This is a genomic window from Streptomyces longisporoflavus (genome assembly GCF_014649775.1).
Taxonomy (GTDB): domain Bacteria; phylum Actinomycetota; class Actinomycetes; order Streptomycetales; family Streptomycetaceae; genus Streptomyces; species Streptomyces longisporoflavus.
Genome location: NZ_BMTR01000068.1, coordinates 1 through 10,557 on the forward strand (window position 1 = coordinate 1; position 10,557 = coordinate 10,557).

At 68.6% G+C, this 10,557-nt stretch carries 9 protein-coding genes and 1 pseudogene; 4 read left to right on the forward strand and 6 right to left on the reverse strand.

Annotated elements, in window-relative coordinates:
* Both IE226_RS45390 and IE226_RS42835 read left to right on the forward strand, forming a co-directional pair.
* A pseudogene (locus IE226_RS45390) lies at positions 1-91 on the forward strand (transposase); the annotation flags it as partial.
* Positions 92-409: 318 nt separating this feature from the next.
* Positions 410-1,405 carry a YihY/virulence factor BrkB family protein gene (locus IE226_RS42835; RefSeq protein WP_229871961.1) on the forward strand — a complete coding sequence of 332 codons (996 nt, stop codon included), beginning with the start codon at positions 410-412 and terminating at the stop codon, positions 1,403-1,405.
* 148 nt (positions 1,406-1,553) lie between these two features.
* On the opposite strand, the gene IE226_RS42840 is transcribed toward IE226_RS42835, so the two are convergent.
* Both IE226_RS42840 and IE226_RS42845 read right to left on the reverse strand, forming a co-directional pair.
* The gene (locus IE226_RS42840; protein ID WP_190086955.1) at positions 1,554-2,288 is read right to left on the reverse strand and encodes a dienelactone hydrolase family protein; all 735 of its coding nucleotides are present in this window, start codon (positions 2,286-2,288) and stop codon (positions 1,554-1,556) included.
* Positions 2,289-2,547: 259 nt separating this feature from the next.
* Positions 2,548-2,883 carry a hypothetical protein gene (locus IE226_RS42845; RefSeq protein WP_190086956.1) on the reverse strand — a complete coding sequence of 112 codons (336 nt, stop codon included), beginning with the start codon at positions 2,881-2,883 and terminating at the stop codon, positions 2,548-2,550.
* Between the two features lie 353 nt (positions 2,884-3,236).
* Here IE226_RS42845 and IE226_RS42850 point away from each other — a divergent pair, with 353 nt between their 5' ends.
* Together IE226_RS42850 and IE226_RS42855 are read left to right on the forward strand one after the other, a co-directional pair.
* Positions 3,237-4,073 carry a hypothetical protein gene (locus IE226_RS42850; RefSeq protein WP_229871962.1) on the forward strand — a complete coding sequence of 279 codons (837 nt, stop codon included), beginning with the start codon at positions 3,237-3,239 and terminating at the stop codon, positions 4,071-4,073.
* 139 nt (positions 4,074-4,212) lie between these two features.
* On the forward strand, positions 4,213-4,797 hold the full coding sequence (locus tag IE226_RS42855) for a hypothetical protein (protein ID WP_190086958.1): 585 nt from the start codon (positions 4,213-4,215) through the stop codon (positions 4,795-4,797).
* A gap of 315 nt (positions 4,798-5,112) precedes the next feature.
* Here the strand turns inward: IE226_RS42855 and IE226_RS42860 are convergent, their stop codons facing one another.
* The 4 genes from IE226_RS42860 to IE226_RS42875 all read right to left on the reverse strand — a co-directional run bounded on the left by IE226_RS42860 (position 5,113) and on the right by IE226_RS42875 (position 10,264).
* Positions 5,113-6,009, reverse strand: coding sequence for an arginase family protein (locus IE226_RS42860; RefSeq protein ID WP_190086959.1), 897 nt, complete (start codon positions 6,007-6,009; stop codon positions 5,113-5,115).
* Positions 6,010-6,069: 60 nt separating this feature from the next.
* Positions 6,070-6,804, reverse strand: a complete 735-nt coding sequence (locus tag IE226_RS42865; RefSeq protein WP_190086960.1) for a maleylpyruvate isomerase family mycothiol-dependent enzyme — start codon at positions 6,802-6,804, stop codon at positions 6,070-6,072.
* Positions 6,805-6,881: 77 nt separating this feature from the next.
* Positions 6,882-7,964, reverse strand: coding sequence for a hypothetical protein (locus tag IE226_RS42870; RefSeq protein WP_190086961.1), 1,083 nt, complete (start codon positions 7,962-7,964; stop codon positions 6,882-6,884).
* A gap of 128 nt (positions 7,965-8,092) precedes the next feature.
* Positions 8,093-10,264 carry a hypothetical protein gene (locus IE226_RS42875; protein WP_190086962.1) on the reverse strand — a complete coding sequence of 724 codons (2,172 nt, stop codon included), beginning with the start codon at positions 10,262-10,264 and terminating at the stop codon, positions 8,093-8,095.
* Positions 10,265-10,557: the final 293 nt, after the last annotated feature.

The following is a 10,557-nucleotide window of genomic DNA, read 5'->3' on the forward strand; positions in this document are numbered from 1 at the left end:
GTGAACTTCCCGCCCAAGGTGGCCGTCTCCAAGCTGGTCAACTCGCTGAAGGGCGTGTCCTCCCGCAGACTCCGCCAGGAGTTCCCCGACCTGGTCCGGCACTCCGCTGTGACCTGCGGGTCAGAGCACTTCTCAGAATCGCTTCACCCCCGCCCTCAAGGACGGAGCACCGCGAATAGTTCTGGTAGCCCCGCTGCCTTGCGCAAGACGGGACTGTGACCGGCGGCCTGCCACGCGAAAAGGGGAGCCGGCTAGGCCGACCGGGCGCGGTCCAGTCGCAGGAGCGCGGCCCGGGGGGTGTGGTGGGGAGGTGGCTCCACCCCTCAGCGGTGCTGGAGCCCGCTGGCAGGCAGGGTGCGACTGAGCGCGCCGGCGTCGTTGAAGCCCGGTGCTCACGGAAGGAGTCCAAGTGGCGACGCCCTCTGGAGGTCCGGACCACGAACGCCGCGACGTGAACGGCGCGCGGCACGATCGGACCGGGGACAACGACGACCGCACGGCACGGAAGCACGCCGAGAAGGACGGTACGGTCAACGCCGTCAAGCGCACCGCGCGGGAGTTCAAGGAAGACAACCTCACGGACTGGGCCGCCGCCCTGACCTACTACGGCGTCCTGGCGATCTTCCCGGCGCTGCTGGCCCTGGTGTCCATTCTCGGCGTGCTGGGTCCCGACACCATCGACTCGTTGATCAAGAACCTCTCCAGCATCGCCCCCGGATCCGTACGCGACCTTCTGACCACGGTCCTCGAGCAGATGAAGGGCGGTCAGGGCAAGGCACTGTTCGCGTTGATCGTCGGCATCGTTCTGGCGCTGTGGGCGGCCTCGGGCTACGTCGCCGCCTTCATGCGAGCGTCGAACATCGTCTACGACATCGGCGAGGGTCGGCCCATCTGGAAGACTCTGCCGGTCCGCTTCGGCGTCACCGCGGCCGTGGTGGTTCTCCTCGCTCTCACCGCGGTCGGGGTCGTCTTCACCGGAACGCTGGCGAAGAAGGCGGGGTCCGTCCTGGGCCTCGGCGACACGGCGGTGACCGTGTGGAGCATCGCCAAGTGGCCCGTCATGATCATTCTGGTTGTCGTGATCGTCATGCTGCTGTACTGGGCTGCCCCCAACGTCAAGCGGCACATCCGGCGCGTGCTGCCCGGCGGTGTCCTGGCGGTGGTCATCTGGCTGGTCGCCTCCGCGCTGTTCGGCCTGTACGTCGCCAACTTCAGCAGCTACAACAAGACCTACGGCGCCTTCGCCACGCCTATCGTCGCGCTGATCTGGCTGTGGCTGACCAACATCGCGATCCTGCTCGGACTGGAGTTCAACGCCGAACTGGAACGAGGGCGTGCGATCGACAGGGGTCACTCCGAGCGTGAGGAGCCCTACTCCGAACCCCGCGACACCCGCAAGCTCTGAGGGACCCCGCGCTGGGCGCCGCGCGGGTGCCGCAGGGGTGAGCAGACTCCGGGCGGCGTATCGGCCGGCACCGCCTGCCGCCCGCGCCTACCACCGACCGCGTGCCGCCGGGCCGTCTGCTGCCGTCCCGGCGGCACGCGGTCGGCGGCTAGCTCAGATGCCGGGTGAAGAAGCGCCCCGCGGCGTCCCCCGCGAATTGCGGGACGCCGGTGTGCCCGCCCATATTGGCCTCCAGGGTCTTCTCCTTGGAGCCGAGGGCGTCGAACAGGTCCAAGGCCGCCTGCCGGTCATTTCCTGCGTCGTCCCATTGCAGCAGGACGTGCAGCGGAATGGTGACCCGACGGGCCTCCTCGAACATGGCGCGCGGCACCAAACTCCCGGCGAACAGGACGGCGGCCGCGATGCGCGGCTCGACCACTGCCAGCCGGACGCCGATGGAGATCACACCCCCGGAATATCCGACGGGTCCGTCGATCCCGGGCAGCGCGAGGAGGGCGTCCAGGGCGGACTGCCACTCCGGGACCGCCTTGTCGACCAGCGGGAGGACGAGGGCGTCGACGATCTCGTCGCTGACCGGCTCGCCGGCCCGCAGCGCCTGGCGGAGGTCGGCACGGGCCTGCTCGGCGGCGGCCCAGCGGGGCCGGTCGCCGCTTCCGGGGAGCTCGATGGTGGCCGTGGCGAAGCCCTCCGCCGCGCAGTGCCTGGCCCGGTCCGCCAGCCGGGGGTACATCTTGTACAGCCCGAGGGGAGGGTGGCCGAGCAGGATCAGCGGCGCCGGTGCGGATGCCGCTGCGGGCGTCCACAAGATGCCGGGGATCTCGTCGAGAGTGAATCGGCGTTCGAGGGTGTTGTCGTCGAGACGCCGCTCAGAAGTGAAGTGCATGGTCGTGCCTTTCGGGAGTGCGCTGAAATGGCGCTCCCGGACGACCTGGCTACCGTCCGACCGTGACCCCGGAGGGGAGCACCCACGTCGATACTGTGTTCACGGGTACCACCTCCTGTTTCTCTCGCACGGCCGTCGGCAGATTAACAGCGCTGCCGTGGTCCGCCCAACGGGTTTTGCGCAGGCTCCGTTGCATTGGCGGAGCAGGACGCGCGGGCGGCCTCGCACACGGCAGGTGAAAGGCTTCGCACGGGGAAGGTCAGCTGTCTTCGATGAGCCGCAGGGTTTCTATCTCGTCCCAGCCACGTTCGGCGAGCCTGTCCCGCAACGCCAGTTCCGGGGTGGCGCGGATGAGCAGGTGCTGGGGTGGCCGGAGGCCGTTGGCGAGGGCTACCAGGGTTTCCAGGGCACTGTTGGCGAGGTAGCGGACGCCGGTCAGGTCGACGGTGATCTCTTGCGTGGTGCGGCGCTGATCGGCCAGGGTCACCGCCAGGGCGCCCTTGTGCGAGCCGAGAACCTCTCCGAACAGGCGTACACCCTCGAATCCGCCCGAGGGCACGATGAGCAGGGAATCGTCGCTGAAATAACTGCGCATGGAAAATCCCGCAATCCTGTGCACCATCGAGAACGAACGCAGCCCGGAAAGCGGGGAGCCCCGGACAGGAACGGCGTTGCTCGCGGTGCTGTGTGGCGGGCGTAGTGTCCCGCTGGAGCAGCCGCTGGCGGGGGAGCCCCCTCCGGGCCCATGAGATCGCCGGTACGCCGTTGCCGCGCTGACGGCAAGCGTGGATACCGCGGACTATGTCAATAGCCTACCCACGCGGGGCCCTTGCCAATAGCAAGTCCGGGCACCGTATGGTCTTCGGCCTGAACTGCCCTTCTGGCATCGGGTAGTTGAAGATGGCACCGCGCATGTGACAAGGGGGAGCGATGGCACAGGGGACTCGGGTGAGCCGAGCGCGCCGGTGGTGGCGGAGCACACCACGACTGATCCGGCGTTTCAGCGTCGTCCTGCTCGTCATCGGTGCGGCTCTGGCCGGCACGGGTCTCTGGCTCGATCGCACCGGTTGGTGGGAGGACCATGGCTTTCTCGGCAACCTGGTCTCCAGCTTCACCTCGCTGTGCTTCGGCGTCCCCACCGCGCTGCTCGTACTCAGCCATCTCGGCAACGCCCAGGCGGACGCCCGCCAGACGCACCGGGCCGAGGACCAGGCGCGGCGTGGCGTCCACGAGTTCCAGGCGGCCCTGACCAGAATCTTCGACGTCACCGATATCGCGGACCTGGTCACCAGGGCGCAGAGCATGCGCAGGTCCGTGCGCCGGCTTCGCCAGCTGGACGACACCGACGCTTCAGCGGTCACGCACTTCTTCCGGAGCTTCAACGACCTGCTGGAGTTGGGACCGACGCCGTCCCCGGCCTACACGGAGCCGGCCTCGTTCCGGGATCTGGCGTGTGATCGCTGGCAATGGAAGAGGATCGAGACCTGGCACGTGCGGGTCGAAACCCAGTGGAGGGTCCTCAGCGAGGAGACCCGCCCGAAAGTCCACGAATTCCGCCTGCCCTGGCTGGCGCCGTCCCCGGCCGCCTTGGGGCAGTTGGCGGCGAGGCGGCTCTTGGCCGAGGGCGGGCGTAACCCCTGGCGGTTGCCGGAAGGCTGCACCGACGCGGACGCGGGCGAAGCCATGGAGCATTTCCTGTACGACCTCCAGGTCCTGTCCCGGACGGCGCAGACGCTGTCAAACCTTTACCCCACCGTTCCCACCTCCACCTCACCCTCCGCCTGAACGGACTGTTCCGGCACTCCCGGGCGGGCCGGCCTGGCGGCCGGGGAAGGCGCCACGCGGTGCAGCGCTTGCCACAGTGCCCGACGGTGCCGTAGAGGGCGCCTGCGGTGGGCTTCGGGATGGCGGATAACGTGCGGGCATGGCGATGACGGGGAAGCGGCGGATCCTGTACCGGCAGGGCAGCGGGTTCTGGCGGATGACGGCGAAGTGGGTTGTGGTTTTCGGGGCCCTGCACCTGCTGGACGGCGGCCTGTTGCGGTCATGGGGCGACGCCCTGGTCTGGCCGATGATCGGGATCCTGCTGTGGGTGCCGTTCGGGATCGGGGTCGCCTGGTATCCGAGGAAGGACCATCAGGTCACGCTGACGGCGCATGAGCTGCGAGTGCGGCGCAAGCGGCTGCCGATGGAGAAGGTGAATCTGCTGCACGTCGCTCGGTTGTGGCTGGAGGGGAGGTCGACCGCGGACGAGCAGCCGGTGCAGGAATGGACACGGCTCGACCGGGTGGTGTGGGTCCCGCTGCAGGACGGCCGCGCCTTCGGCGTGGAGTTCCGCGACCCGGCCGCTTTCGCCAAGGTTTTCGGCGCCTTCGCGGTCGCCGCCTGCGGCGGCCCGGACATCGTTCGCGCCAGGGCCGCCGCGGAAACCTATCCGGATCCGCGCCCGATGCGGCCCCGATCCACTGATGGCGGCTCCTGGCCGGACCTCTTGGACATCTTCGGCTGAGATCCGCGAGCGGCGCGAAGAGGCAGCGGCGGCCCGGTCCGACAGCTGCTCAGGGGCCGATACCCCAGTGGACGAACGAAGACGTCGCAGTGGAGTGCCTGTAACTCGGTTCCGGAAACAAATACTTCAGACCACACGCACACTCGGGGAAGAACTCGCCGGCGAGAGCCTTGCGTCCCCGACCGGCATCGAGGTGACGCCCCCGAACGAGACCCACAGCGTGACCCTGGACTGGCCCGCGAGCGCGGGTGACATCAAGGGCGCCTACACCGACGCGACGTGCAGGTTTACCCCACGCACACCACCAAGTAGTGGTCAGGGTCCCGTAAAGGCCGTCTGGAGGATCTCGGCGAGCAGGGCCGCGCAGGAGCCGTCGGGGTCGAGATCGGGGTCGTAGATGGTGAGGTTGAAGCCGACGCACCGATCCGACCGCACCAAGGCCGCCAGCAGCGGCGTGAGTTCGTGGGGCAGGAGCCCGCCGGGGTCGGGGCTGTCGACGGCCGGCATGACGGAGGGGTCCAGCACGTCCGCGTCCAGATGCACCCAGAAGCCTTCGGTCACAGGCACTTCAAGAGTCTGGACCATGGCGCCCGTCAGCTCCTCGACGCCCCACTCCCGGATCTCCCCGACCGTCGCGTTCGTGATCTTCAACTCGGAGAGCTCAGCCCGTTCCTCGTCGTAGTCCCGGATGCCGAAGACCCGTACGTCCTCGTCCCTGATATACGGCCGCAGGCCTTCGAGATCCGTCAGATCGCGCTGACCGCGACCGGTCGCGATGGCCAGTTCCTCGCCGCCGGCGGCACCGACACGGTCGGAATTACCGGGGTGGCGGAAGTCCGCGGAACCGTCGATGACCGCGAGTCCGTACCGTCCGATGCGGCGCAGGGCGAGCGAGGCGCCGAGCTGGATGGAGCAGTCCCCGCCCAGGACGACCGGGAAGTCCCCGGCCCGGACATGGTGCTCGATGCGATCGGCGAGTTTACGGGTGTACGTGGCGATCGCCGCGGCGTTGAACACACCGTCGCCCTCCCGCCAGCCCCCGCGGTCATAGCGGGGTGGCACGACCACCCCGCCCTCGTACGCCCCGATCCGCTGCACGATCCGCTGTTCCCGCAGCGCGCCCGCCAGCTTGTAGCAACCGGGCACGCTGCCTTCAGTGGGCGGCCGGAGGCCGAGGTTTGACGGGGCATCAATGACAACAAGACGACGCATCCGGCCATTCTGACCGCGCGGGTCGGCGCAGGCCACAGTTTTACGTCCCTATTGCGGCGGTCAGCGCCGCCAGGCCTGCAAGGTCGGCAGGGGGCCTTGGGGCGCGACGCTCAGGGTGTGTCCGTCGGTCCGCCCGGTGAGCCAGCCCAGCAGCTCAGCCGCCGGGCCGTTCACCCGCGGCCCCGGGCCGTTGCCGATCACCCTGGGGACCTGGTCCTCGTCGGCGCACAGCGTCATGGGCGGCGCGTCGGGGTCGGTACGCAGTTTCGCGACGGTCGTCTCCAGTTCGCGGGCGGTGAAGAAGACCGGCCAGTGAGCCGGACGGTGCCCGGTGGCCAGGTCGGTGTGATGCACTTCCACCTCGCGAAGCATGCTGCCCACGGCCCCGCGCACCGGCCGCAGACCTGCATCGAGCCAGCGGACCGGCACGTCCCAGGCGTCGGCGGGGTGGTCGTCGGCTGCCGCGAGAAAGCGGCGCAGCGCGGTGTCCATGTCTTCGCGGAGTGTGCTCGCGGACCGTCCGGCGCCCTCCTCGATCTCCCGCTCCCGCTGCTCGCCGTCCGTGTACTGCGGCAGGTCGGCGCCCGTACGGGCGGAGGTGAGCAGCCGGGTGCGCGAGTCGGCGCTGCGGGCGAGGTGCGTCAGGACGTGGGCACGGGTCCAGCCGGGCAGCAGCGAGGGAGCCCGTACGTCCTCGTCCGACAGCGCGTCCGCCGTCACGAGCAACCGGTCGACGCACGTGCGCAGCAGGGGCAGGAGGGCAGCAGGGCTGTCTTGTTCTTCGTCGTGCGGCATGGGCCATCTCCGATCGGTGACGATGGGTGCCTTACCTGTGCCCGGCTCTTGCTCGGCGAAGACCACCAGGGGTTCCGCTACCCGGCCCGGCGTCGCCGTAGCGGATGTGTCGCCCTGTCCCTGACGAGGAACAGGTGCAGTCCCAGCGGGAGCAGGAAGAGGGGCAGGGCCGCCCACGCCAATCCCGGCAGGCGGTACCGGCCCAAGGGCGTCCAAGAATCGGCTTTGAAGCCAAGGGTCACGTACGCGTCGCCTCCGACGGCCCGGGCGTCCAGGGAAACGCCGGTCGGGTCGTTCTCGTCTCCGGGCTCGTAGAGACCGCCGAGCGCGTAGTAGCGCCCGTATCGGGCCCGGCCCTCCTCGCTGAAGTGGACGGTGACTTGCTGGCCGGAGGAGAAGGCGGAAGACGGCCCGCTGTCCGCCCGGTCCCACGTGATCACGCACCCCATCCCGTTGCCCTCCACACAACTGCCGGGCAACGCCATGCGCACAGGCTGCCCGTAGCGCATGGCATATCCGGGCGAGTCGTACTGGGACCATGAGACCGCACCGAACACGGCCACCAGCACACCGACAGCGACCGGCAGTACGGTGAGCGTCACCCGGGCACGGACCAGGGCCAGGACGGCCGTGGTCGCCGCAGCCGCGACGGTGACGGCAAGCAGCATCAACCCCAGTCCGCGAGTCCCCAGCTCCGTGACGAAAGCAGCGACGCTCAGAAACCCCGCCGCCAACGCCAGCGCACCCGACACGTCCACGGCCAGCGGCAGACCGCGTACCCCCTTGCCGCACCGCGCGACCGGGACCCCCGACACCATCAGCGCGCAGAGGGCGGCGATCGCCCACACGCAGCCGTTGCCGGAGACCACGTCCGCCATCGCCAGTTCCAACAGGACGATGGCCGCCACGACAGCGAGGAGGCTGAAGCTGTACAAGGCCGTCACTTCCTCCCAGTCGCTGCGCGTGTCCCCCGGGTCCGCTGTGCCCTTCTTCAGCGTGACGCCCCCGGTCTCCGTGCCGGGCCGGGCGGTAGCGCCGGGCCCTGACGGTTTCTCCGCCTCTTTCACACCGCCGTTTTCCCAGACGGCGAGTAGGGCCGCGAAGGTCAGGCCCACCACGGCTGTTGCAATCGCGGCCAAGATGCCCTGGACCACTGTCATGTGCGCCCTTTTTTCGTCGTACGGATCGCCAACGACCCCAGCCTGTCAAGGGCCGGGCGTAGGGAGGTGCCACGAGGAGAAGACAACCGGTTCGAGGGAACGCAACCGCGGACTGCGACTCGCGAGCCTCACCGACCTGCGCGTCGCCTCGCACGGCGCCGAAGGACAAGGAACCTCAACACCATTACCCCGAACAGCGCGAGCCCCGCCGGCCCGAGCCACCGCCCCACCCCGGCCGTCAGGCCCCCGCCGTCCTCTTCGCCCGCGGGGAGCCCCAAGGCCTCCGAGGTGTCGCCGCGCTGCTCCCGGCCCTGCTCCTCCTTGCCGCTGTTCTCCGCCGGGACGCCTCCGCCGAACCAGATCTGTCCGTTCGCCCGGTCTCTGGCCGGCTCCTCGAGCGACTGGCCTACGTTGCGGGCCAGGGCGGGCCAGGCGGCCTTCATCCGTTCGCCGTGCGGGGAGTTGAAACGTACGTCGGTGAAGTCGACGCCACCGTAGATGTAGGTCCTGGTGTAGACGCGGTCGTCCTTGCGGGTGCGGTGGGTCACCTCGAACTCGTGCTTGGTGTAGGAGCGCACATACGCGTCGAAGGTATCCCTCGGCTTCCACTTCTCGCGCGTGGCGTACGCGTCGATGTCACCCGCGTCGATCATCTTCCCGTACGTCGTGCTCTTGCGCAGACTCAACTCCCGGTACCACTCGGCGGCGACCCTGCTGAGGTACACACGCCGCAGGTCGGCGTACTCAGGGGCGGAGTTCACCGCCTCGACCACGCGAGGCAGGATCAACCGACGGAACACGGACTCGTTGTGCTCCTGGACACGCGCGGACTGCTGCGGGCACGAGGCCGCACCGGAGTCGCCCCGCTGCTCGCGGTACTGCGTTTCCATCTGCACGTCCAACGGCGCCTTCAGGATGTGCAGTTCGTCGCCCCTGGTGTGCACCGTCGCGGGCTCCGGCACGATCCAGGTGCGAAACGACGTGCACTCACCCGACAGAGACCGCCAGTACTTCGCACCCAGCTTGGTGTCCGGGTGGATCAGCTTTCCCGTCGTCTTCTTGAGCATCAGATCCGCATCCAGCAACACCCGGCCCGTGTCGGTGCGGCCGAGGCGGGAGTCGATGATGCGGTCGGGCTCGTCGGGGTTGAGGTTGACCCAGAACGTCGACGGTTTCAGCTGGAGCCAGGTGAAGAAGGAGTCGGAAGCCATACGCGCGTCCGCGAGGCCGGTCAGTGCACCGCCCTTTCCGGACGACGTGACGGGGGCCCGGAAGGAGTAGCGCAGGTTATGGCCGGGGCCCGGGTCGGCCAGGTAGCGCAGTTCGAGCCGCGTGAAGTCGATGCCGCCCGCGTCCCGGGCACCGGCTGCGAGCCCCTGCGCGAGGCCACCGGCCTTCTGCGGGCTCGGCTCACCACAGCCTGCGGCGCGGCGCACGGTGAAGGCGGCGTGCTGCATGCCCGGATCGCCGCTGGAACGCTGTGTGCTGCGCGCCGGCTCCGGCGGGCAGTCCGAAGGGCGAGCGGTGAACAGGTGCCCTGCCGCTTGCTTCAGCGCGGCGTTCCCGGCTTCGAACTCGCCCGTGTCGTAGCCGGAGTCGACATGAATGATGCGGACGTGAGGATCTCCCTCGTACAGCTTTGCAATCACCTTGGCCTGAGCCCTGTTGTCCGCGACGAAGAGCACGTTGTCGGCCTGCTTGGAGGGCTTGCTGACGTTGGGGTTCCTGCCCAGCTTGTTGTTCACGGTGCTGGTGAAGTGCTTCAGGTCCGTCGGGGTGGTCTCGGACTTGCCTGTGCCCGTCACGTCCACGACATCGACGCTCAGGAGCTGTCCGTTGCTCCAGGCGAGTTTGAGCAGATCGGCGGTCGTGCCGGCGGTCGCGCCGTTGGCGATCACCCCTTTCTTCACATAGTCCTCGGTGTCGAACTGGAAGACGTACGTGAATCCTGTCTTCGTCTCCGAGTCGTAGCCGAGCCCCGACTTCTCCAGTTGCTCGATGATGAAGGGGCGGGCGGCGACCGCGTAGCCGTTGTCTCCGTTCTCCGTGAGTTGGTGCGGAACACCGTTCGCGTCGATGAAGAAGTCGTGTTCGTCGAAGTGCGCCTTCGTGAGCGGAGGACCCCACTTGGTGTAGACGGGCGGGGTAGGCGGATCGTCGGTGCCGGCCGCCGGTGCCATGCCGGATCCGACGCCGAGCAGTGCCGCGACGGCTGTGGCGACCACCAGGAACAGCGCCGCCCAGTGTCGGCGGCGTCCCGGTCGACCCGCCCACGGGCAGATCATGTTCCGTCGATGCATGAACGACCACACCCCGTGTTGCGTTTGCGCGACATTCCTCTGAGGCCTGATCCATACACCGTCCTTCGGCGCCAACGCTGTTCACCGTGTACTTGTTGAGCCGAAAGGATGAGGGGGAGGCGGTGTCAGTTCAGCGGGATCTAGCGCGGAACCCCGGCCCTTCAGGGCCGGGAGGAAGCGCTTCTTAACGCTGCTCTGACCCGCACGTGCGCACGGGTCTGCACTGTCTACCTCATCCAGGGCGCTTCTGGTTCTCGATGTACTCCTTGATGATCGCGAGTGGTGCGCCGCCG